The following is a 22,844-nucleotide window of genomic DNA, read 5'->3' on the forward strand; positions in this document are numbered from 1 at the left end:
GTTGCCCGGCTTCGACCCGCGCGGGCCGCGGCGCCGCGACGCGCTGGGGGGCCAGTTGCCGCCCGTGCCCCCCCAACACACCTCGTGTGGGGTCCCCCCCCGGGGGGGGGGGGCCACCCCTCACGTATGCCCTCAGGTCGTGGCGCGCGTACCCGGCAGCACGGTGGCCCGGGCCTTCGAGAGGCCCGGGCCACCGCTGTTCCGTCGCCCGTGGGCGACGTTTTCAGCCTTCCTGACCGGACGGCTTGCGCAGGGTCGGCCGGGCCGCCGCCGCGCGTGCGCTGACCCCGGCCCACCACTCCGACGCCGCCCACACCACCCGTGCGGTCGAACGCGGCGCGATCAGCGCGCGCGCCTGCGTGCCCCGGTCGGCCGAGCCGCGCAGCCCGCCGATCACCCGGAGCACGTCCTGGGTGAGACCGGCCGTCGGCAGGGGCCGCGGGGCGTAGAGCACCTGCTCCACGGCGTCCGCCACCCGGTGCACCGAGGCCGCGGCCGTCGGATCGAGATGCCCCAGCCGTACGATCCGCGCCGCCGCCTTGCGCGGTGTCTGCGAGTCGTCCGGCAGGATCCCGAAGTCCCACGCCGTGTCGGTCAGTTCCTGCCAGGCCGCCAGGGTGTGCGCGGCGGCGTCCGCCTCGCTGCGGCCGTGCCCGCCCAGCCGTACCGAACGGGTCCGCAGCCGCCACAGCATCGGCGACATCGGGATCGAGAGTCCGGCCAGCCCGACGAACACCCAGAACAGCAGCTTCAGATACCACCACTGGCCGCGTACGGCCCACCAGGGGCCCCCGCCGTCCGGGGCCGCAGCCGCCGCGGGGGACGCGCTGTCGCACGCCTCCAGCCTTCGCAGCTGGGCCGAGCAGCTCGCGCTCGCCGAAGCCGAGGCCGACGGTGCCGCGGACGCCCCCGCGGACGACCGCGGAATGTCCGGCGTCAGGTTGCCGGTGGCGTCCGGGACGGTGTACGAGGGCACCGTGCCCCGGGTCGGAGTGGGCTCGAAACGGGTCCAGCCCACGCCCTCGAAGTACAGCTCGGGCCAGGCGTGGGCGTCCTTGAGCCCCACCGACACCGAGCCGTCCGCCTGCGGAACGCCGGGTGCGAAGCCCACCGCGACCCGGGCGGGAATGCCCAGGGAGCGGGCCATCGCCGCCATGGCGAAGGAGAAGTGGACGCAGAACCCCTGTTTGTCCCGCAGGAAGTTGGCGATCGCATTGGGCCCGTCGCCGACCTCCACGTGGGTGTCGTACTCGAAGCCGCCGTTCACCGCGAAGTAGTCCTGGAGCGCGACCGCCTGCTCATACGGGTTCTTCGAACCCTCGGTGACCTCGCGGGCGGTCCTGGCGACCACCGAGGGCAGCGAGTCCGGCAGCTCGGTGTACTCGCGCTCGATGGCGGGGGGCGCGGCGGGTGCCGTGGCGAGCTGCTCGGCCGTCGGCGCCACCTCCAGGCTCTTCACCTCGTATGTGAGCCCACCCGTGTTCTGCCCGTGGTCGCCGACGAGCGCCATGCCCTGGGGCTCGTACCGCCAACTGCCCCGGGTCTTGACGCCACTGGGCGGGTACGGCATCGGCAGGTAGTTCTGCTGGTACCAGCTCGCCGCCGAGACGGTGGTCTCGATCTCGGTGCGCTTGACGTCCGAGCCGAGGCCGACCGGGGTGGGGAAGTCGTCCGGCACGGAGGTGATGGACCGCTTGGACGGCTTCCAGGTCCGGCCGTCGAAGTCGTCCAGGGAGACGATCCGCAGGTACAGGTTGGAGATGTCGGTGTCGCTCCCGGTCCGCAGGGAGAGGGCCTGACGGTCCTCGTCCACGTTCAGACTGTCGCGCAGGGACAGCAGGGGGTTCACCGCGGAGATGGTGCCGCCGTTCCCGTTGCCCAGGCCCCCTCCGGTGCCGGCGGCGTCCAGGAGGCCGCCGTTCATCGCGGGCAGGGCGAGCGGCACCACGAGGGCGACGCCCAGGGCGACCGCGCCGATGCGCCGGCCGGTACGGACCGGTGCCGTCGGGCCGGTGTCGGCGCCCGGCACGCGCGTCGTCCCGCCGAAGACACGGCCCCACTGCGAGAGCCGGTCGCGGCCCTCGGCCAGGAGCAGCAGCAGATAGCCGGCCGCCGCGACCAGGAACCACACCCAGTCGCTGCCCCCGTCGGACAGTCCCGCGGCGACGGAGTACAGCGCGAGCAGGGGCAGGCCCGCCGGGGCCGCGCTGCGGAAGGTCACCGCGAGGGCGTCGACCGCGAGCCCGATGATCAGGACACCGCCGAGCACCATCAGCCTGATGCCGTCGGAATCCAGTGGCGCCGGGATCGCGTACCGAGCGATGTCGTCGCCGCCCTGCTGGAGCAGGTCACCGAAGTGCAGGAACGCGCTCGGGCCGGGGACGAGTCCGAGGAAGGCCTGGTCACGGGCGAAAAGCAGGGTCAGCATGACCAGCGTGACGAGCGTCTGGGCCCCCACCGTCAGTGGACGGGCCAGCGGTATCCGCCGAGCACCCACGCCCACGACCGTCTGCACCCCGAGCAGGAAGGCCGCCTGGACGATCCAGCTGGCCGGCTCGACCAGCGGCAGCAGGGCGCACGCGGCCATCAGCGTGGCAGCCCACGCGCACAGCGCCAGTCGTGCCCGCCCGCTCATCACGACGCCTCCCCGGCGTCGGCCGCGCCGACGCCCATGCGCTCGCGGTCCGCGAGGCGCCACAGCTCTTCCAGCGCGGTCCCCCGCGGTACGCCCAGTGCCGTCCAGCCCGCCTCGCGCAGCATCCGCAGCCGTTCCTCGCGCTCCTCGGCCGGCCCGGCCATATCGGTCGGTTCCCGCACCCAGCTCTCGCTGTCCAGCACGAAGGCGAGCGCGCCCCCGCTGCGCTGCCGCATCTTGGCGGCCACCGTGGCCTGCTCCTCGTCGAGGTCACCGAAGAACGCCACCAGAAGGCCTTCGTTCCCCCTGCGCAGCACGTCGTACGCGTGCGACAGGCCGGTGCCGTCGGAGTGGTCGATCACCGCGAGGGTGTCCATCATCAGCCCGGCCGCGTCCGCCGTCCCCTGGCTGGCGCCCGCGAAGCCGTCGGCGCCCTCGCCGGGCACGGAGTTGCCGGTGTCCGTCAACAGCCGCACGGAGAAGCCCCGTTCGAGCATGTGGACCAGGACGGAGGCGGCGCCGGAGACGGCCCACTCGAAGGCCGAGTCCGGGCCCGCGCCCGCGTAGGCGAGGCCCCGGGTGTCCAGGAGCACCGTGCAGCGGGCGCGCTGGGGCTGCTCCTCGCGGCGGACCATCAGCTCGCCGTAGCGGGCGGTGGAGCGCCAGTGCACGCGGCGCAGGTCGTCGCCGTAGCGGTAGCCGCGCGGGATCACGTCGTCCTCGCCGGCCAGGGCGAGCGAGCGCTGCCGCCCGTCGCCGTACCCTCTGGCCTCGCCGGTCAGCCGCACCGGCGGCAGCGCCTCCACGCGCGGGATCACGGTCAGGGTGTCGTACGTCGAGAAGGAGCGGGTCAGTTCGCACATCCCGAAGGGGTCGGTCAGGCGCAGCTGGAGCGGGCCCAGCGGGTAGCGGCCGCGCAGGTCGGAGCGGACCCGGTAGGAGACCTCGCGGCGGCCGCCCGGTTCGACGCGGTCGAGTACGAAGCGGGGGCGCGGGCCGAGGACGTAGGGCACCCGGTCCTGGAGCATCAGCAGGCCGGTGGGCAGCCGGGAGACGTTGTCCATCCGCAGATGGACGCGGGCCTCGCTGCCGGCGGGCACGCGCGCGGGGGAGAGCCGGCGGCTGCCCGCGACCCGGTAGCGGGTGCGGTAGAGCACGCCGGCGCACACCAGGGGCAGCACGGCCAGCAGCAGGCCGACGCGCAGCAGGTCGCTCTGGCCCAGAACGTAGGAGCAGATGGCCGCGGCGATGCCGGCGGCGAAGAAGGAACGGCCCCGGGTGGTCAGACCGGCCAGCGCCGTGCGGATCCCGCCCTTGTCGCCCCGGTCGGCCTCGGCATGACCGGCGGGGCCGGGGCCCCCGGAGCTCATCACAGACTCCGCGGCGGCTGCTGCGGGTACGCGGGCGCGACCCGGCCGATCCCGAGGCCGCCCTGCTGGGGCGCGGCGGGCACCGGGGTGCGCTGGAGGATCTCCTGCACGACCTGTTCCGAGGTGCGCCGGTTCAGCTGGGCCTGGGCGGTGGGCAGCAGCCGGTGGGCGAGGACGGCCACGGCGAGCGCCTGGACGTCGTCCGGCAGTGCGAACTCCCGGCCGCTGAGCGCGGCGGAGGCCTTGGCGGCGCGCAGCAGGTGCAGCGTCGCGCGCGGGGAGGCGCCGAGTCTGAGATCGGGGTGGGTGCGCGTGGCGGAGACCAGGTCGACGGCGTACCGCCGGACCGTTTCGGCGACGTGGACGCCGCGGACGGCCTCGATGAGCTTCACGATGTCGTGCGCGTGGGCCACCGGCTGAAGGTCCTCCAGCGGGCTCACCCCGCCGTGGATGTCGAGCATCTGCAGCTCGGCCTCCACGCTCGGGTAGCCGACCGAGACGCGCGCCATGAAGCGGTCGCGCTGGGCCTCCGGCAGCGGGTAGGTGCCCTCCATCTCGACCGGGTTCTGGGTGGCCACCACCATGAACGGATGGGGCAGCTCGTAGGTCTGCCCGTCGATGGTGACCTGGCGTTCCTCCATCGACTCCAGGAGCGCCGACTGGGTCTTCGGCGAGGCGCGGTTGATCTCGTCGCCGATCACGATCTGCGCGAAGATCGCACCCGGTTTGAACTCGAAGTCCCGGCGCTGCTGATCCCAGATGGACACACCCGTGATGTCCGAGGGCAGCAGGTCGGGCGTGAACTGGATACGGCGCACCGAGCAGTCGATGGACCGCGCCAGGGCCTTGGCCAGCATGGTCTTGCCGACGCCGGGGACATCCTCGATCAGAAGATGTCCCTCGGCGAGCAACACGGTCAGAGAGAGCCGTACGACCTCGGGCTTCCCCTCGATCACGCCCTCCACCGAACTGCGTACCCGCTCCACGACGGCGGTCAGATCAGTGAGGCTCGATCGATCGTCATAGGTGGTCACCCGGCCCTCCTCGGCCCGTACTTTCCGGGCCGACGCTCTGTGACGCGTAACCGGCCCACCCCGAATTACGGACACCACGCGTGAAACGTTCCGCGTGATGCCACACCCGCATTCTTGCTGCCGTTACCGATTCGTGTCACTCGACTGTGGACAACTGGCTGCGCTATGTCTGGTCCTGCGGTGTTTTGGGCGTCACCAGAGCCGAAATCAACAGCCGAACGACAGCTACGACAGCCGGTCAGGCGGGGTCGATCTCGCGCAGCAGCCCCGTCTTCACATCGAAAACGAAGCCACGTACGTCGTCGGTGTGGAGCAGGAACGGCGAGGTGCGCACCCGCTGCATGGACTGCCGCACGTCCTGGTCCACGTCCCGGAAGGCCTCCACCGCCCAGGCGGGCCGCTGGCCGACCTCCATCTCCAGATCGGTGCGGAAGTCCTCGGTGATCGCCTCCAGACCGCAGCCGGTGTGGTGGATCAGGACGATGCTGCTGGTGCCGAGCTTGCGCTGGCTGATGGTGAGCGAGCGGATCACGTCGTCGGTGACCACGCCGCCCGCGTTGCGGATGGTGTGGCAGTCGCCGAGCTCCAGGCCGAGCGCGGCGTGCAGGTCGAGACGGGCGTCCATGCAGGCCACGACGGCCACGTGCAGGACCGGGCGGGCGTCCATACCGGGGTCGGAGAAGGCGGCGGCGTATCGCTCGTTGGCGTCGACCAGGCGGTCGGTCACGGTGCCGCGGGATATGGCGCCTTCGGTGGGAACGGGTGCGGAAGTCGTCATAGCCATGACGTTACTGGTCACTGCGGTTCCGGTCCTGCCGTGAGAAGGGAAAAAGAGCGTCATCACGTCCTCGGTGTGAGGTAACCCACAAGAGTGTCGGGTGCACCCGAACGGGTGGTTTCCGAGCTCCCGTCGCTTCGAGTCCGGCCCGGTGCGCGACGCGCAGGCCAGTTGATTGACCGCGAGACCCCGTGGACTAAAGTGACGCGAAGCGGGAGGCGAGGCCTCCTTGCTGACATTCCCCGGAGGCCCCCGGCTCACGCACGGATGGTCTCCCCACGTGCGCGGCGCGTACGTACGGCTCGGCCTCCTCCCGCTCCCGGTCGGCTGACGCTTCCGGCGCCGGCAGGCCTCCCCTTCACCGGGGTCCCCCAGCGTGCTGGGGGAGAGCGAGGAACCGGCGGTGCGTAAGGCCCGCCGAACCTGAGAGGGCCCCTTGAGCCAGAGTCGACACGTCCCGGTGATGCTCCAGCGGTGCCTGGACCTGTTGGCCCCCGCCCTGGAGCGGCCCGGAGCGGTGGTCGTCGACTGCACGCTCGGCCTCGGCGGCCACAGCGAGGCCCTGCTCCAGCGGTTCCCCGAGGCCCGGCTCGTCGCCCTGGACCGGGACAAGGAGGCCCTGCGCCTGTCCGGCGAGCGGCTCGCGCCCTTCGGTGAGCGCGCCACCCTCGTCCACGCGGTCTACGACGAACTCCCGGACGTCCTCGACCGGCTCGGCATCGCGCGCGTGCAGGGCGTCCTCTTCGACCTCGGCGTCTCCTCCATGCAGCTCGACGAGGCCGACCGAGGCTTCGCCTACGCCCAGGACGCGCCGCTGGACATGCGCATGGACCAGACGACCGGCATGAGCGCCGCCGAGGTCCTCAACACCTACCCGCCGGGCGAACTCGTGCGGATCCTCAGGGCGTACGGCGAGGAGAAGCAGGCCAAGCGGATCGTGTCCGCGATCGTGCGCGAGCGCGCCAAGGAGCCGTTCTCCCACAGCGCGCGACTCGTCGAACTGATCCGTGACTCCCTGCCGCAGGCCGCCAAGCGCACCGGGGGCAACCCGGCCAAGCGCACCTTCCAGGCACTGCGCATCGAGGTCAACGGCGAACTCTCCGTTCTGGAGCGGGCGATCCCGGCCGCGGTGGAGTCGCTGGCCGTCGGCGGCCGGATCGCCGTGCTGTCGTACCACTCGCTGGAGGACCGGCTGGTCAAGCAGGTGTTCGCGGCCGGCGCGGCCAACACCGCCCCGCCCGGGCTGCCCGTCGTCCCCGAGCGTTACCAGCCGAGGCTCAAGCTGCTCACGCGCGGTGCCGAACTTCCCACCGAGGAAGAGGTCGCCGAGAACCGGCGGGCCGCGCCGGCGCGCTGCAGGGGCGCGGAGCGAATCAGGGAGTCCATCGAGTGAAGTGCATGAGGCGCGTGACGGGCATGCGTGAGTCGGTAGACCGGACTCACTGGAGGACGTGTGAGTAGGAAACCCGAACTGAGAGGGAGGGCGGCCCGGCTCGCGCGCCTCTTCCCCGGCACGGCGAGCCGAGGACAGGCGGCCCGCACTCCCTTCGTGCTGCTCGTGGTCCTTCTCCTGGGTGGTGGCCTCATCGGGCTGCTGGTGCTGAACTCCGCGCTCAGCGAGGGGTCGTTCAAGCTCAGCGACCTCCAGAAGGACACGAAGAGCCTCACCGACGAGCAGCAGGGTCTCCAGCGGGACATCGACGCCTACTCCGCGCCCGAGGCCCTGGTGCGCCGCGCCCAGGAACTCGGCATGGTGCCCGGCGGCGACCCGGTTTTCCTCGACCCCGACGGCACCGTCAAGGGCGTCCCGTCCCCCGCCTCCGGCGCCGAACCGGCCTCCGCGCGGATGCCGCTCGTCCTCGCACCCGAAGCGATGGGCAACGCGGCCGTCCCGACGCCGACGGCGAGCCCCACCCCTACGGACGCCCTGTCGCAGACCCCCGAGGTCGCCGAGGCCCCCGAGGCCGCCGTACCGGCCTCGGACACCGCTCCCTCCGAAGCACCGCCCTCCACCAACCCGACCCCGACCCCCGGCAGGTGACGGAAGTGTCCGACGATTTCGGCAGGCAACCGCCGCGCCGCCGCGTGCCCGGACCCGCGCGCCCCGAGCGCTCCGCCCGCCCCGTCGGCCGACCGCGCCCGGGTCCCGGGGCCCGTCCGGCCCGCCGCCCGGCGGCGCCCCGCTCCGGCGCCCCCAAGACCATCCGCCTGGGCAGCCCCCGCCCCCGGCTGCGCCTGGTCGGCCTCGCGCTGACCCTCGTGCTGAGCGCCTTCGTCGTACGACTGCTCCAGGTGCAGGCCGTCGATGCCAGCACCTATGCCGCCAAGGCCGAGCAGAACCGGTACGTCGGCTACACGCTGGCCGCCGAGCGCGGCGGGATCACCGACCGCGACGGCGTGACCCTCGCGACCAGCGAGGACGCGTACGACATCACCGCCGACCCCACGCTGTTCACCCGCAAGCAGCTGAAGGTCGACGACGGTCCCGAACAGGCCGCCGCCCTGCTCGCCCCGATCCTGGGCGAGGAGCAGGAGACGATCGTGAACAAGCTGCGGCCCGCGGACAAGAAGCTCCGCTACGTCCTGCTCGCGCACCGCCAGACCCCGCAGGTCTGGAAGCAGATCAAGGACCTCAGGTCCGCGCTGGCGACCAAGGCGGAGACCGACCCGGACACGGCCAACGTCCTCGCGGGCGTCCTGTCCGTGCCGACGACCAAGCGCGTGTACCCGAACGGCGACCTCGCCGCCGGGATACTGGGCTGGGTCAACGCCGACGGCAAGGGCGGCGGCGGGGTCGAGCAGCAGCTGAACACCCTGCTGGCCGGCAAGGACGGCAAGATCCGCTACGCCCAGTCCGGCGGCCGTCAGGTGCCCACCGTGGGCTCCACCGAGACCCCCGCGGTACCCGGCAGCGACGTCGAACTCACCATCGACCGCGACATCCAGTGGGCCGCCCAGCAGGCCATCACCGACCAGGTGAAGGAGTCCAAGGCGGACCGCGGGTACGTGATAGTGCAGGACACGCAGACCGGCCAGGTCCTCGCCATGGCCAACTCGCCCGGCTTCGACCCCAACGACCTGTCCAAGGCCAGCTCGGTGAACATGGGCAACGCGGCCCTCCAGGACGCCTACGAGCCCGGTTCCACCGCGAAGGTCATGTCGATGGCCGCCGTACTGGAACAGGGCGTCGCCACCCCGCTGACGCATGTGATCGTGCCCAACCGGCTGCACCGCGGCGACCGGCTGTTCAAGGACGACATCGACCACGAGACCTGGTACCTCACGCTCAACGGCGTGCTCGCCAAGTCCAGCAACATCGGCACCATCCTGGCGACCGGCCAGCTGGGCAGGACCCAGGCGCAGGCCAACCAGGTCCTCTACTCCTACCTGCGCAAGTTCGGCCTCGGCAGCTACAGCGGGCTGGACTTCCCCGGCGAGACCCCGGGCATCCTCGCCAAGCCCGCCGACTGGTCGACCTCGCAGCAGTTCACGATTCCTTTCGGCCAGGGCGTGTCCCTCAACGCCATGCAGGCCGCCTCTGTCTACTCGACGATCGCCAACGGCGGTGTCCGCGTCGAACCCACGCTCGTACGCGGCACGAAGGGGCCCGACGGACGCTTCACCCCCGCCGCGACCCCCAAGCAGACAAGGGTCGTCAGCGCCAAGACGGCCAGGACGCTCGCCAAGATGCTGGAGTCGGTCGTGGACGACCAGGAAGGCACCGGCGGCAAGGCGCGCATTCCCGGCTACCGGGTCGCGGGCAAGACGGGTACGGCCAACCGCGTGGATCCGGCCACCGGCAAGTACAAGGGCTACACCTCGTCGTTCGCCGGTTTCGCGCCCGCCGACAAGCCCCGCATCACCGTCTACTGCGCCATCCAGAACGCCACCAAGGGCAGCTACTTCGGCGGCCAGATCTGCGGATCCGTCTACAAGCAGGTCATGGAGTTCGCCCTGAAGACGCTCCAGGTCCCGCCCACGGGGGCGAAGGCCGCGAACCTGCCCGTCACCTACACACCCTGATCAGCCGCTCACCGGCACCTGACCAGCACCTCATCAGCACCTCGGAAAGGCCACCAGGAACCACCTCGTGACGACGATCACCTCCGATTCCGGGAACCAGGGCACGCCCCGCCCCTCACTTCGCTCCGAGGCGGGTGCGCCCGGTACGCTCACCGCCGTGCCACACCCTGATCAGTCCCAAACCACCCAGAAGGGCGCACCCGTGACATATCCGGGACCGCCCCGGCCGGTCCGGGTCTCCGCAACACCCCTCGCGGAGCTCGCCGATCAGCTGGGTACCGCCACGCCGGAAAGCGCCGCGGAGGTCACGGGCATCACCCATGACTCGCGTGCCGTGCGCCCCGGCGACCTGTACGCCGCCCTCCCCGGTGCCCGGCTGCACGGAGCCGACTTCGTCACCCAGGCCGTCGGCCTCGGCGCGGTCGCGGTGCTGACCGACCCGACGGGTGCCGAGCGTGCCGCCGCGAGCGGGCTCGCGGTGCTGGTCGTCGACGACCCGCGCGCGCGGATGGGCGAACTGGCGACCACCATCTACGGCCGCCCCGGCGCCGATCTGCTTCAGATCGGCATCACCGGTACCTCAGGCAAGACCACGACGGCGTACCTCGTCGAGGGCGGCCTGAAGACCTCCCGCAGCACCGGGCTCATCGGCACCGTCGAGACGCGCATCGGCGACGAGCGCATCAAGTCCGAGCGCACCACGCCCGAAGCCACTGATCTCCAGGCCCTGTTCGCGGTCATGCGGGAGCGCGGGGTGGAGGCGGTCGCCATGGAGGTCTCCAGCCACGCGCTGGTCCTCGGCCGGGTCGACGGCTGTGTCTTCGACATCGGCGTCTTCACCAACCTCAGCCCGGAACACATGGAGTTCCACTCCGGCATGGAGGACTACTTCCAGGCCAAGGCACAGCTCTTCACGCCGAAACGCAGCCGTCTCGGCGTCGTCAACCTCGACGACGAGTACGGTCGTCGGCTGGTCGAGGAAGCCACGGTCCCGGTCGTCACCTTCTCCGCCGAGGGCCACCCCGACGCCGACTGGCGCGCCGTGGACGTCCATGTCGGGCCCATGGACTCGACGTTCACCGTGCTCGGCCCCAAGGACGAGCGGATCACCGCCAGGTCACCGCTGCCGGGCCCCTTCAACGTGGCGAACACCCTCGCCGCGATCGTCGCCCTGGCCGCGGCCGGCCTCGACCCGCAGACCGCCGCCGACGGTGTCGCGGCGGTGCCGGGTGTGCCCGGCCGGCTGGAGCGCGTGGACGCCGGACAGCCCTACCTCGCGGTGGTGGACTACGCCCACAAGACGGATGCCGTCGAATCGGTGCTCAAAGCGCTCCGCAAGGTCACCGAGGGCAGGGTGCACGTCGTGCTGGGCTGCGGAGGCGACCGGGACAGGACCAAGCGCGGCCCCATGGGCGCCGCCGTGGCCCGCCTCGCCGACACCGCCGTACTGACCTCCGACAACCCCCGCTCCGAGGATCCCCTCGCGATCCTCGCAACCATGCTCGAAGGTGCCGCGTCCGTGCCAGTACACGAGCGCGGCGAGGTCCAGGTCTTCGAGGACCGGGCGGCCGCGATCGCCGCAGCCGTCGCCCGCGCGCAGCCCGGGGACACCGTGCTCGTCGCGGGCAAGGGCCACGAGCAGGGCCAGGACATCGCCGGGGTGGTCCGTCCCTTCGACGACCGCCAAGTGCTTCGAGAAGCCATCCATAAGACCCAGGGATGAACTTGTGATCGCCCTCTCTCTCGCCGAGATCGCCTCAGTCGTCGGCGGGCAGACGCACGACATACCGGATCCGTCGGTGCAGGTGCACGGGCCCGTCGTCATCGACTCCCGGCAGGTGAAGGACGGCACTCTGTTCGCCGCCTTCGTGGGGGAGCGCGTCGACGGCCACGACTACGCGGAACAGGCCGTCCGGGCGGGCGCGGTGGCCGTGCTCGCCCAGCGCCCCGTCGGTGTGCCCGCGATCGTCGTCGAGGACGTCCAGTCGGCTCTCGGCGCCCTCGCGCGTCATGTCGTACGACGGCTCGGCGCGACCCTGGTGGCCCTCACCGGCTCCGCGGGCAAGACCAGCACCAAGGACCTGATCGCCCAGGTGCTGCGGACCAAGGCGCCGACGGTGTTCACGCCCGGCTCGCTCAACAACGAGATCGGGCTGCCGCTCACGGCGCTCACCGCCACCGAGGAGACGAGGTTCCTCGTCCTGGAGATGGGCGCCCGCGGCATCGGCCACATCAGCTACCTCACGGATCTGACGCCCCCCAAGGTCGGCCTCGTCCTCAACGTCGGCACCGCCCACATCGGCGAGTTCGGCGGCCGCGAGCAGATCGCGCAGGCCAAGGGCGAACTCGTGGAGGCGCTTCCGGAGGACGGCACCGCGATCCTCAACGCCGACGATCCCCTCGTACGGGCCATGGCGTCCCGTACGAAGGCGAAGGTGATCCTTTTCGGAGAGTCCGGCGAAGCGGACGTACGCGCCGAGAACGTACGACTCACGGACAGCGGACAGCCCGCCTTCAGCCTTCGCACACCCTCCGGTGCAAGCGAAGTGACCATGCGCCTGTACGGTGAGCACCACGTGTCGAACGCGCTCGCCGCGGCCGCCGTCGCCCATGAGCTGGGCATGTCCGCAAGTGAGATCGCCACCGCGCTCTCCGAGGCGGGCTCCCTCTCCCGCTGGCGTATGGAGGTCACCGAGCGCCCGGACGGCGTGACCATCGTCAACGACGCCTACAACGCGAACCCCGAGTCCATGCGAGCGGCCTTGCGCGCGCTCGCGGCGATGGGCAGGGGGCGGCGGACCTGGGCGGTGCTCGGCAAGATGGCCGAGCTCGGGGACGAGGCGCTCGCCGAGCACGACGCGGTCGGACGGCTCGCCGTCCGGCTCAATGTCGGCAAGCTCGTCGCGGTCGGGGGCAGGGAAGCGTCCTGGCTGCAACTGGGCGCATATAACGAGGGTTCGTGGGGTGAGGAGTCGGTGCACGTGTCCGACGCACAGGCGGCGGTCGACCTGCTGCGCAGTGAGTTGCGCCCGGGAGACGTCGTCCTCGTGAAGGCGTCCCGATCGGTAGGCCTGGAGAGCGTCGCCCAGGCGCTGCTCGACGCCGAGGGTGAGGTTTCCGCCCGATGATGAAGCAGATCCTGTTCTCAGGAGTCATCGGCCTGTTTCTGACCCTGGTCGGCACTCCGCTGCTGATCAAGCTGCTCGCGCGCAAGGGTTACGGCCAGTACATCCGGGACGACGGCCCGCGCTCGCACGGCAGCAAGCGCGGTACGCCGACGATGGGTGGTATCGCCTTCATCTTCGCGACGGTCGCCGCCTACTTCCTGTCCAAGGTCATCACCGGTTTCCCCCCGACCTACTCGGGCATGCTGGTGCTCGGCCTGATGTGCGGCATGGGCCTGGTCGGTTTCCTCGACGACTACATCAAGATCGTCAAGCGGCGTTCGCTGGGCCTGCGGGCCAAGGCGAAGATGGCCGGCCAGCTGATCGTCGGCATCAGTTTCGCGGTGCTCGCGCTGATGTTCCCGGACGTCCGCGGCAACACCCCGGCCTCGACGAAGCTGTCGTTCATCACGGACTTCGGCTGGAAGATCGGCCCGATCCTGTTCGTGGTCTGGGCGCTGTTCATGATCCTCGCGATGTCGAACGGGGTGAACCTCACCGACGGTCTGGACGGCCTCGCCACCGGCGCCTCGGTCCTCGTCTTCGGCGCCTACACGTTCATCGGTGTCTGGCAGTTCCAGGAGTCCTGCGCCAACGCGACGACCCTGACCAACCCGAACGCCTGCTACGAGGTACGAGATCCCCTCGACCTGGCGGTCATCGCCTCCGCGCTGATGGGTGCCTGCCTGGGCTTCCTGTGGTGGAACACCTCGCCGGCCAAGATCTTCATGGGCGACACGGGTTCGCTCGCCCTCGGCGGTGTCCTCACGGGCCTGGCGATCCTCTCCCGCACCGAGCTGCTCGTCGCCATCATGGGCGGCCTCTTCGTCCTCATCACCATGTCGGTGGTCATCCAGGTCGGCTCCTTCAAGCTCACCGGGAAGCGCGTCTTCCGAATGGCTCCGCTCCAGCACCACTTCGAACTCAAGGGCTGGTCCGAAGTCCTCATCGTGGTCCGTTTCTGGATCATCCAGGGCATCTGTGTGATCGTCGGCCTGGGTCTCTTCTACGCGGGATGGGCAGCAGAAAAGTGACCTCCTCGGAGCCCGTCGACTGGCAGGGCAAGCACGTCACCGTCGCCGGGCTCGGAGTCTCCGGCATCCCGGCGGCCAAGGCGCTGCACGCGCGCGGAGCGAACGTCACGGTCGTCAACGACGGCGACGACGCACGCGCGCGTGAGCAGGCCGCCGAGTTGGAGGCGCTGGGCGTCACCGTGCGCCTCGGTGACGGCGCGACCCTGCCGGAAGGCACCGAACTCGTCGTCACAGCACCCGGCTGGAAGCCGGACAAGCCGCTCTTCACGGCGGCCCGTGAAGCCGGTGTCGAGATCTGGGGCGACGTCGAACTCGCCTGGCGGCTCAGGGGTCCCGATGCGGCCCCCTGGCTCGCGATCACCGGCACCAACGGCAAGACGACCACCACCCAGATGCTGGCGTCGATCCTGAAGGCCGCAGGCCTGCGCACCGCGGCCGTCGGCAACATCGGTGTCTCCGTGCTGGACGCGGTGCTCGGCGACGAGCAGTACGACGTGCTGGCCGTGGAGTTGTCGAGCTATCAGCTCCACTGGGCACCCTCGCTGCGCGCCCACTCCGCCGCCGTGCTCAACCTCGCCCCCGACCACCTCGACTGGCACGGCTCCATGGAGGCGTACGCCGCCGACAAGGGCCGCATCTACGAGGGCAATCGGGTCGCCTGCGTCTACAACGCCGCCGACAAGGCCACCGAGGACCTGGTGCGCGAGGCGGACGTCGAAGAGGGCTGCCGGGCCGTCGGTTTCACCCTCGGCACCCCCGGGCCGTCCCAACTCGGCGTCGTGGAAGGCATCCTGGTCGACCGCGCCTTCGTCGAGAACCGGCAGCAGAACGCCCAGGAGCTCGCCGAGGTCTCCGACGTCGACCCGCCGGCCCCGCACAACATCGCCAACGCCCTCGCGGCGGCGGCCCTCGCACGCGCTTTCGGGGTGCCCGCGGGCGCCGTACGGGACGGGCTGCGCAACTTCACCCCGGACCCCCACCGCATCGCCCACGTGGCCGATGTGGCCCAGGTCGCGTACGTGGACGACTCCAAGGCCACCAACACCCACGCGGCGGAAGCCTCGTTGGCGGCGTACGAGTCGATCGTGTGGATCGCGGGCGGACTCGCCAAGGGGGCGACCTTCGACGAGCTGGTCACCAAGTCGGCAAAGCGACTTCGCGGTGTCGTGCTCATCGGCCAGGACCGCGCCCTGATCCGTGAAGCCCTCGCGCGACACGCCCCGGAACTCCCCGTGGTCGACCTCGACCGGACCGACACTGGGGCGATGCTCGCGGCTGTCCAGGAGGCTTCGCGCCTCGCCGTCGCAGGGGACACGGTGCTGCTGGCCCCGGCCTGCGCCTCGATGGACATGTTCGCCAACTACAACAAGCGCGGTGACGCGTTCGCGGAGGCGGTTCGCGAACTCGGCTCCTGACCGACGTAGCGGAGGCGTTGATGCCAACCAGCCGTACCGGCCGGCCGCCCGTACAGCGGGCGCCCCGCCGCCCCGCCGTCTCCCGGCCGGCCCGCGACAACCCCGTACGACGGCTGTACGGCGATGCCAGGCTCGCCTGGGACCGGCCGCTGACCGCCTACTACCTGATCCTCGGCGGCAGTCTGCTGATCACCGTGCTCGGCCTGGTGATGGTCTACTCGGCCTCCCAGATCACGGCCCTGCAGCTGTCGTTGCCGGGATCCTTCTTCTTCCGCAAACAGTTCCTGGCCGCCGTGATCGGCGCCGTCCTGCTGCTGGCGGCCTCGCGGATGCCGGTCAAGCTGCACCGGGCGCTCGCCTATCCGATCCTCGCGGGCGCGGTCTTCCTGATGGCCCTCGTGCAGGTGCCGGGGATAGGGATGTCGGTCAACGGCAACCAGAACTGGATCTCGCTCGGCGGCTCCTTCCAGATCCAGCCCAGCGAGTTCGGCAAGCTCGCCCTCGTGCTGTGGGCGGCCGACCTGCTCGCCCGCAAGCAGGACAAGAAGCTGCTGACCCAGTGGAAGCACATGCTGGTGCCGCTCGTGCCGGTCGCCTTCCTGCTGCTCGGTCTGATCATGCTCGGCGGCGACATGGGCACCGCGATCATCCTGACGGCGATCCTGTTCGGCCTGCTGTGGCTGGCGGGGGCGCCGACCCGGCTGTTCGTCGGGGTGCTGTCGGTCGCCGCCCTCATCGGTGTGATCCTCATCAAGACCAGCCCGAACCGCATGGCCCGGCTCGCCTGCATCGGTGCCACCGAGCCCAGGTCCGGCGGCGCCGACTGCTGGCAGGCCGTGCACGGCATCTATGCCCTCGCCTCCGGCGGAATCTTCGGTTCCGGGCTCGGGGCGAGTGTGGAGAAATGGGGCCAACTACCCGAAGCCCACACCGACTTCATCTTCGCCGTCACCGGTGAGGAACTGGGCCTCGCGGGGACGCTGTCGGTGCTCGCCCTCTTCGCGGCTCTAGGCTATGCGGGTATCCGCGTGGCCGGACGCACGGAGGACCCCTTCGTCAGGTATGCCGCGGGTGGCGTGACCACCTGGATCACCGCTCAGGCGGTGATCAACATCGGTGCGGTGCTCGGCCTGCTGCCGATCGCCGGTGTCCCGCTCCCGCTGTTCTCCTACGGAGGTTCCGCCCTGCTGCCGACCATGTTCGCCGTCGGGCTGCTGATCGCGTTCGCGCGTGACGACCCCGCCGCGCGGGCGGCGCTTTCGATGCGGCAACCCCGCTTCGGCAGAAAGCGGGCGGGAGGCGCCGTGCCGGCACGGGGGCCTCGGAGATGGAACACGATGAGACGGCGTGCCCCGGTGGCGCGTTCGTCCGGAGAGCGGTGAATTTCGGTGCATGTCGTACTCGCCGGTGGGGGGACCGCCGGCCACATCGAGCCGGCGCTCGCCCTCGCGGACGCCCTGCGCAGGCAGGACCCGAGCGTGGGGATCACGGCTCTGGGCACGGAACGGGGGCTGGAGACCAAGCTCGTCCCACAGCGGGGCTACGAGCTCGCGCTCATCCCGGCCGTCCCGCTGCCCCGTAGGCCCACTCCCGAGCTGATCACCGTCCCTGGTCGGCTGCGCGGCACGATCAAGGCCACCGAGCAGATCCTGGAGCGCACCAAGGCCGACGCGGTCGTCGGCTTCGGCGGCTACGTGGCGCTGCCCGGCTATCTCGCCGCCAAGCGCCTCGGGGTGCCGATCGTCGTCCACGAGGCCAACGCCCGCCCCGGTCTGGCGAACAAGATCGGCTCCCGGTACGCCGCCCAGGTCGCCGTCGCCACGCCGGACAGCAAGCTGCGCAACTCCCGCTACATCGGGATCCCGCTGCGCCACACCATCGCCACCCTGGACCGGGCCGCCGCTCGCCCCGAGGCCCGGCACATGTTCGGCCTGGATCCCAACCTGCCGACCCTGCTGGTCTCCGGCGGCTCGCAGGGCGCCCGGCGCCTGAACGAGGTCGTCCAGCAGGTAGCGCCCTGGCTCCAGCAGGCCGGGATCCAGATCCTGCACGCGGTCGGCCCGAAGAACGAACTGCCGCATGTGCAGCAGATGCCGGGGATGCCCCCCTATATCCCGGTAAGTTACCTGGACCGGATGGACCTCGCGTACGCCGCGGCCGACCTGATGCTCTGCCGCGCGGGCGCGATGACCGTCGCCGAACTCTCCGCCGTCGGGCTCCCGGCCGCCTACGTCCCGTTGCCCATCGGCAACGGCGAACAGCGGCTGAACGCCCAGCCGGTGGTCAAGGCCGGCGGCGGACTGCTGGTGGACGACGCGGAACTGACGCCGGACTGGGTCCGGGCCAACGTCCTGCCCGTGCTCGCCGACCCGCACCGGCTGTACGAGATGTCCCGCGCCGCCGCCGAGTTCGGCCGCCGGGACGCCGACGACCTGCTCGTCGGCATGGTGTACGAGGCGATCGCCTCACAGCGCCGCTAGGACCCGTGTACGAAGGGCAGGAAGCGTGGCCGGATCGACCACCGCCGAGCGCGGTGAACGCCAGCAGGAGTCGTCCGGCCCGCCTCCCGTCCGCGGGTTGAGGGCGCGTCGACTTCGTACGATCATCATCCTCGCCGGGGTGCTCGTGCTTCTCTCCGCGGGCTCCGTCTGGCTGTTGTACGGCTCCCAGTGGCTTCGCGTCGAACGGGTGTCGGTCTCGGGAACCGATGTACTGACCCCGGAGCAGGTGCGCGAGGCCGCCGATGTGCCGGTCGGATCGCCGTTGATTTCCGTCGACACCGACGCGATTGCGGCACGGCTGCGCCGGAAATTGCCCCGAATTGACGCGGTTGATGTGACCCGTTCCTGGCCCCACGGAATCGGGCTGAAAGTGACTGAGCGTACTCCGGTTCTGCTTGTCCAAAAGGGCGGAAACTTTGTCGAAGTGGACGATGAAGGTGTCCGATTCGCCACGGTTTCCCGAGCCCCGAAAGGCGTCCCCGCGCTGCAATTGACGCTCTCTCAGCCGGGTTCCCGCGCCGCGAGCCTGCGACGCTTCGGCGAGAGCCGGCTCGTGCGTGAAGCGGTGCGCGTGGCGGGTGACATTCCGGCCGCCGTCGCCCGCGCGACCCGTTCCGTCAAGGTGCGTTCGTACGACGACATCTCGCTGGAGTTGAACGACGGCCGGACCGTCGCCTGGGGCAGCAGCGAGAAGGGTGCCGCCAAGGCCCGCACCCTCACCGCTCTCATGAAAGCCACCCCGGATGCGCGGCACTTCGACGTCGGCGTTCCCACCGCCCCTGTGTCATCAGGGAGTTGACGCGCATCAGCGCAGGCCAGCACCCTGGTTGGGCACCGCTACGCCTGATCACATAGGGTGAAAAGAAAAACGGGAGGTTCGGCGTGTTCGTTGAACGTGCGCCACTTGTCGACTTAGTGTCCTGTTCAGAAGACTCCAGAGAACAGACACACTGGTAACCCTAAACTTCAGCGTTAGGGTTCGGGTCGGCGCTACGGACCGTCCCATTCGGCATCAGTCGTCGGATCGCACTCACCCGCGAAGCGACGACACGTAACTCGAGGCGAGAGGCCTTCGACGTGGCAGCACCGCAGAACTACCTCGCAGTCATCAAAGTCATCGGTGTCGGCGGCGGTGGTGTCAATGCCATCAACCGGATGATCGAGGTCGGTCTCAAGGGCGTCGAGTTCATCGCCATCAACACCGACGCGCAGGCGCTGTTGATGAGCGACGCCGACGTCAAGCTCGACGTCGGCCGTGAACTCACCCGCGGACTCGGCGCCGGAGCCAACCCGGCCGTCGGCCGCAAGGCCGCCGAGGACCACCGCGAGGAGATCGAGGAGGTCCTCAAGGGGGCCGACATGGTCTTCGTGACGGCCGGCGAGGGCGGCGGCACCGGCACCGGCGGCGCACCCGTCGTGGCCAACATCGCCCGCACCCTCGGCGCCCTCACCATCGGCGTGGTCACCCGCCCGTTCACCTTCGAGGGACGGCGACGGGCCAACCAGGCCGAGGACGGCATCGCGGAACTCCGCGAAGAGGTCGACACCCTCATCGTCATCCCCAACGACCGGCTGCTGTCCATCTCGGACCGCCAGGTCTCGGTGCTCGACGCCTTCAAGTCGGCCGACCAGGTCCTCCTGTCCGGCGTCCAGGGCATCACAGACCTGATCACCACCCCCGGTCTGATCAACCTCGACTTCGCCGACGTCAAGTCGGTCATGTCCGAGGCCGGTTCGGCTCTCATGGGCATCGGCTCGGCCCGCGGCGACGACCGCGCGGTTGCCGCGGCCGAGATGGCGATCTCCTCGCCGCTCCTCGAGGCGTCCATCGACGGCGCCCGCGGTGTGCTGCTCTCCATCTCCGGCGGCTCCGACCTCGGCCTGTTCGAGATCAACGAAGCGGCCCAGCTGGTGAGCGAGGCCGCCCACCCCGAGGCCAACATCATCTTCGGCGCGGTCATCGACGACGCCCTCGGCGACGAGGTCCGCGTCACGGTGATCGCCGCCGGCTTCGACGGGGGGCAGCCGCCGACCCGCCGGGAGACCGTCATGGGCTCGTCGTCGACGTCGGCCCGCCGCGAGGAGCCCACTCCGGTACGGCAGACCGAGAGCCGCCCGTCCTTCGGTTCGCTCGGCAGCGTCACGCCGAAGGAGGACTCGGAGCCCGCGCCCGAGCCGGTCGCCGACCTCCCGGTCGCCCCGCCGGTCCCGCCGTCGCGGACCTACTCCGACAGCGCGGCCGAGGAGCTGGACGTCCCGGACTTCCTGAAGTGATAGGACAGCGCGAAAGCGTGAGCGGCGCGCACTTCGCCTTCACCGACAGGTGGGGCGGGGTGAGCGCCGCTCCGTATGAGGAGCTCAACCTCGGCGGGGCGGTCGGCGACGACCCCGTCGCCGTGGGGACCAATCGTGAACTCGCCGCCAAGTCGCTGGGACTCGATCCCGCCCGGGTGGTCTGGATGAACCAGGTGCACGGGGCGGACGTCGTGGAGGTCTCCGCGCCGTGGGGGGAGGGGCCGGTGCCGGCGGTCGACGCGATCGTGACCGCTGAACGCGGTCTCGCCCTCGCCGTCCTCACCGCCGACTGCGTTCCCGTCCTGCTCGCCGACCCGGTCGCCGGTATCGCGGCGGCGGCCCACGCGGGCCGACCCGGCATGGTCGCCGAAGTCGTCCCCGCGGCGCTGCGCGCGATGACGGAACTCGGCGCCGACCCCGCCCGGATCGTCGCCCGCACCGGACCCGCGGTCTGCGGCAGGTGCTACGAAGTGCCCGAGGAGATGCGCGCCGACGTCGCCGCCGTCGAACCCGCGGCGCACGCCGAGACGAGTTGGGGCACCCCCGCGGTCGACGTGACCGCCGGAGTGGACGCGCAACTCGACCGGCTCGGGGTGCGCGACCGGCAGCAGTCGCCGGTCTGCACGCGCGAGTCGGGCGACCACTTCTCGTACCGCCGCGATCGCACCACGGGGCGACTCGCGGGATATGTCTGGCTGGGCTGACGGGACATGACGGACCGTAAAGACGAACTCGCCGTGAACCTGGCGAAAGTGGAGGAGCGCATCGCCGCCGCGTGCGCGGCCTCCGAGCGCAAGCGGGAGGAGGTGACCCTCATCGTGGTCACCAAGACCTACCCCGCGAGCGACGTGCGCATCCTGTCGGAGCTCGGCGTGCGGCACGTCGCCGAGAACAAGGACCAGGACGCTGCCCCCAAGGCGGCCGAATGTACGGATCTGCCGCTTACTTGGCACTTTGTCGGTCAGTTGCAGACCAACAAGGTGCGATCTGTGGTCGGTTACGCGGATCTTGTGCAGTCCGTCGATCGTTCGAAGTTGGTGACGGCCCTCTCGAAGGAGGCCGTGAAGGTCGGGCGCGAAGTGGGATGTCTCATCCAGGTCGCGCTGGACGCCGGAGCGAGCGAGCGAGGGGAGCGGGGTGGGGTGGCGCCGGGTGGAATCGAGGAGTTGGCCGGACTCGTGGCCCGTGCTCCGGGACTGCGTCTCGACGGGCTGATGACCGTCGCTCCGCTCACCGGCGAGTACGCGGGACGCGAACAGGCGGCGTTCGAGCGGTTGATGGATTTGTCGACCGACCTGCGCCGATCCCATCCGGCTGCCACCATGGTCTCGGCAGGGATGAGTGCGGACCTCGAACAGGCCGTGGCTGCAGGGGCGACACATGTACGCGTCGGCACCGCGGTACTCGGAGTCCGCCCCAGGCTCGGGTAACGTCGCCAAGAAGTCGGACCACAGCAGAAAATATGGTCATTACCGCCGGAGGGCGGTCGTAACGACCTCGTGGATCGCGGGCACTTGGCAGTCGTCAGCCGATCCACCACAGAGCGGAGGACTCAGAGAATGGCCGGCGCGATGCGCAAGATGGCGGTCTACCTCGGCCTCGTGGAGGACGACGGGTACGACGGCCGCGGGTTTGACCCCGACGACGACTTCGAGCCCGAACTCGACCCGGAGCCCGAGCGGGACCGCCGACGGCACGAGCCGTCACACCAGTCCCATCAGGCACTTCAGCCCGAAAGGGACGAATCGGTCAGAGTCGTGCAGTCCTCGGTGCCGCGCGACCCGATGCCCCGATCCTCTTCGCCGCTCGCGGAATCGGTGCGCCCCGCGCGTATCGCGCCCGTGGCATCCATCACACAAGAGCGCGCAAGCCTGGAGAAGAACGCACCGGTGATCATGCCCAAGGTCGTGTCGGAACGAGAGCCTTACCGGATCACCACACTTCACCCCCGGACCTACAACGAGGCCCGTACCATCGGGGAACACTTCCGTGAGGGCACCCCGGTGATCATGAATCTGACTGAGATGGATGACACAGACGCCAAGCGACTTGTCGACTTTGCGGCCGGTTTGGTGTTTGGTCTTCACGGCAGCATCGAGCGGGTGACGCAGAAGGTGTTCCTGTTGTCGCCTGCTAACGTCGATGTCACGGCGGAGGACAAGGCCCGCATCGCAGAGGGCGGGTTCTTCAACCAGAGCTGAGACGCAGGACCGGAATCGCAGGACAAGCAGTACCCAGCAGCACGGAAACAGGGGAGAGGGAAGCACCAGCAATGAGCGTGGTTGTTCAGATCGTCTACATCGCGCTGATGTGTTTCCTCATCGTGCTCATCTTCCGGTTGGTCATGGATTACGTCTTCCAGTTCGCCCGCTCATGGCAACCAGGCAAGGCGATGGTGGTCGTTCTGGAGGCCACTTACACTGTCACTGATCCACCGCTCAAGCTTCTGCGGCGGGTCATCCCGCCGTTGCGTCTCGGGGGCGTGGCGCTCGACCTGTCCTTCTTCGTACTGATGATCATCGTCTACATCCTGATCTCCGTCGTGAGCCGGCTGTGAACGATACGGTCTTGCCGAATGCCGACGACTACGTTGAG

General features: G+C 70.2%; 19 protein-coding genes. 15 read left to right on the forward strand and 4 right to left on the reverse strand.

Features of this window, described 5'->3' with window-relative positions:
* Positions 1-223 precede the first annotated feature (223 nt).
* The 4 genes from ACFYRX_RS43440 to ACFYRX_RS43455 form a co-directional block, all read right to left on the reverse strand.
* Positions 224-2,635, reverse strand: a complete 2,412-nt coding sequence (locus ACFYRX_RS43440; protein WP_389112522.1) for a DUF3488 and DUF4129 domain-containing transglutaminase family protein — start codon at positions 2,633-2,635, stop codon at positions 224-226.
* Positions 2,635-4,005: a DUF58 domain-containing protein gene (locus ACFYRX_RS43445; protein ID WP_389112524.1), complete on the reverse strand. Its 1,371-nt coding sequence runs from the start codon at positions 4,003-4,005 to the stop codon at positions 2,635-2,637. Before ACFYRX_RS43445 ends, ACFYRX_RS43440 begins: the two co-directional genes overlap by 1 nt.
* On the reverse strand, positions 4,005-5,039 hold the full coding sequence (locus ACFYRX_RS43450; RefSeq protein ID WP_389112526.1) for an AAA family ATPase: 1,035 nt from the start codon (positions 5,037-5,039) through the stop codon (positions 4,005-4,007). Before ACFYRX_RS43450 ends, ACFYRX_RS43445 begins: the two co-directional genes overlap by 1 nt.
* 238 nt (positions 5,040-5,277) lie before the next feature.
* The gene (locus tag ACFYRX_RS43455; protein WP_389112528.1) at positions 5,278-5,880 is read right to left on the reverse strand and encodes a beta-class carbonic anhydrase; all 603 of its coding nucleotides are present in this window, start codon (positions 5,878-5,880) and stop codon (positions 5,278-5,280) included.
* Between the two features lie 373 nt (positions 5,881-6,253).
* Here ACFYRX_RS43455 and rsmH point away from each other — a divergent pair, with 373 nt between their 5' ends.
* The 15 genes from rsmH (at position 6,254) to ACFYRX_RS43530 (ending at position 22,806) form a co-directional block, all read left to right on the forward strand.
* The gene (rsmH, locus tag ACFYRX_RS43460) at positions 6,254-7,210 is read left to right on the forward strand and encodes a 16S rRNA (cytosine(1402)-N(4))-methyltransferase RsmH (RefSeq protein WP_389112530.1); all 957 of its coding nucleotides are present in this window, start codon (positions 6,254-6,256) and stop codon (positions 7,208-7,210) included.
* A gap of 60 nt (positions 7,211-7,270) precedes the next feature.
* A complete protein-coding gene (locus ACFYRX_RS43465) occupies positions 7,271-7,858 on the forward strand; it encodes a hypothetical protein (RefSeq protein WP_389112531.1) in 588 nt (195 codons plus the stop codon).
* Between the two features lie 5 nt (positions 7,859-7,863).
* Positions 7,864-9,840 carry a peptidoglycan D,D-transpeptidase FtsI family protein gene (locus ACFYRX_RS43470; RefSeq protein ID WP_389112533.1) on the forward strand — a complete coding sequence of 659 codons (1,977 nt, stop codon included), beginning with the start codon at positions 7,864-7,866 and terminating at the stop codon, positions 9,838-9,840.
* Between the two features lie 202 nt (positions 9,841-10,042).
* Positions 10,043-11,563, forward strand: coding sequence for a UDP-N-acetylmuramoyl-L-alanyl-D-glutamate--2,6-diaminopimelate ligase (locus ACFYRX_RS43475; RefSeq protein WP_389112534.1), 1,521 nt, complete (start codon positions 10,043-10,045; stop codon positions 11,561-11,563).
* A 4-nt stretch (positions 11,564-11,567) separates the two neighbouring features.
* Complete coding sequence (gene murF / locus ACFYRX_RS43480; protein ID WP_389112536.1) at positions 11,568-12,968, forward strand: UDP-N-acetylmuramoyl-tripeptide--D-alanyl-D-alanine ligase; 1,401 nt, start codon at positions 11,568-11,570, stop codon at positions 12,966-12,968.
* Entirely contained in the window at positions 12,965-14,038 is a 1,074-nt protein-coding gene (gene mraY / locus ACFYRX_RS43485; RefSeq protein ID WP_389112538.1) for a phospho-N-acetylmuramoyl-pentapeptide-transferase, read from the forward strand. The genes murF and mraY overlap by 4 nt, the downstream gene beginning before the upstream one ends.
* Complete coding sequence (gene murD, locus ACFYRX_RS43490; protein WP_389112540.1) at positions 14,020-15,453, forward strand: UDP-N-acetylmuramoyl-L-alanine--D-glutamate ligase; 1,434 nt, start codon at positions 14,020-14,022, stop codon at positions 15,451-15,453. The genes mraY and murD overlap by 19 nt, the downstream gene beginning before the upstream one ends.
* Positions 15,454-15,473: 20 nt before the next feature.
* Positions 15,474-16,835 (forward strand): putative lipid II flippase FtsW, encoded by a 1,362-nt coding sequence (gene ftsW, locus ACFYRX_RS43495; protein WP_389112542.1) that lies wholly within the window; start codon positions 15,474-15,476, stop codon positions 16,833-16,835.
* A 6-nt stretch (positions 16,836-16,841) separates the two neighbouring features.
* Entirely contained in the window at positions 16,842-17,933 is a 1,092-nt protein-coding gene (murG, locus tag ACFYRX_RS43500) for an undecaprenyldiphospho-muramoylpentapeptide beta-N-acetylglucosaminyltransferase (RefSeq protein ID WP_389112544.1), read from the forward strand.
* 25 nt (positions 17,934-17,958) lie between these two features.
* Positions 17,959-18,753 (forward strand): cell division protein FtsQ/DivIB, encoded by a 795-nt coding sequence (locus ACFYRX_RS43505; RefSeq protein WP_389112545.1) that lies wholly within the window; start codon positions 17,959-17,961, stop codon positions 18,751-18,753.
* 278 nt (positions 18,754-19,031) lie between these two features.
* A complete protein-coding gene (gene ftsZ, locus ACFYRX_RS43510; RefSeq protein ID WP_389112547.1) occupies positions 19,032-20,228 on the forward strand; it encodes a cell division protein FtsZ in 1,197 nt (398 codons plus the stop codon).
* Positions 20,225-20,953, forward strand: a complete 729-nt coding sequence (gene pgeF / locus ACFYRX_RS43515; RefSeq protein ID WP_389112549.1) for a peptidoglycan editing factor PgeF — start codon at positions 20,225-20,227, stop codon at positions 20,951-20,953. Before ftsZ ends, pgeF begins: the two co-directional genes overlap by 4 nt.
* A gap of 6 nt (positions 20,954-20,959) precedes the next feature.
* Entirely contained in the window at positions 20,960-21,679 is a 720-nt protein-coding gene (locus ACFYRX_RS43520) for a YggS family pyridoxal phosphate-dependent enzyme (RefSeq protein WP_389112551.1), read from the forward strand.
* Between the two features lie 129 nt (positions 21,680-21,808).
* Complete coding sequence (locus ACFYRX_RS43525; protein WP_389112553.1) at positions 21,809-22,450, forward strand: cell division protein SepF; 642 nt, start codon at positions 21,809-21,811, stop codon at positions 22,448-22,450.
* 71 nt (positions 22,451-22,521) lie between these two features.
* The gene (locus tag ACFYRX_RS43530) at positions 22,522-22,806 is read left to right on the forward strand and encodes a YggT family protein (protein WP_328746617.1); all 285 of its coding nucleotides are present in this window, start codon (positions 22,522-22,524) and stop codon (positions 22,804-22,806) included.
* Positions 22,807-22,844: the final 38 nt, after the last annotated feature.

The sequence above is a fragment of the Streptomyces sp. NPDC005374 genome, from assembly GCF_042872225.1.
Lineage (GTDB): Bacteria > Actinomycetota > Actinomycetes > Streptomycetales > Streptomycetaceae > Streptomyces.

Excerpts from the sequence above, each read along its gene's own strand:
- ACFYRX_RS43445 (WP_389112524.1), bottom strand. The coding sequence starts at position 4,005 with ATGAGCTCCGGGGGCCCCGGCCCCGCCGGTCATGCCGAGGCCGACCGG.
- mraY (WP_389112538.1), top strand. The coding sequence starts at position 12,965 with ATGATGAAGCAGATCCTGTTCTCAGGAGTCATCGGCCTGTTTCTGACC.
- ACFYRX_RS43525 (WP_389112553.1), top strand. The coding sequence starts at position 21,809 with ATGGCCGGCGCGATGCGCAAGATGGCGGTCTACCTCGGCCTCGTGGAG.
- ACFYRX_RS43455 (WP_389112528.1), bottom strand. The coding sequence starts at position 5,880 with ATGACGCTCTTTTTCCCTTCTCACGGCAGGACCGGAACCGCAGTGACC.
- ACFYRX_RS43520 (WP_389112551.1), top strand. The coding sequence starts at position 20,960 with ATGACGGACCGTAAAGACGAACTCGCCGTGAACCTGGCGAAAGTGGAG.
- ACFYRX_RS43530 (WP_328746617.1), top strand. The coding sequence starts at position 22,522 with ATGAGCGTGGTTGTTCAGATCGTCTACATCGCGCTGATGTGTTTCCTC.
- murD (WP_389112540.1), top strand. The coding sequence starts at position 14,020 with ATGGGCAGCAGAAAAGTGACCTCCTCGGAGCCCGTCGACTGGCAGGGC.
- ACFYRX_RS43440 (WP_389112522.1), bottom strand. The coding sequence starts at position 2,635 with ATGAGCGGGCGGGCACGACTGGCGCTGTGCGCGTGGGCTGCCACGCTG.
- ftsW (WP_389112542.1), top strand. The coding sequence starts at position 15,474 with ATGCCAACCAGCCGTACCGGCCGGCCGCCCGTACAGCGGGCGCCCCGC.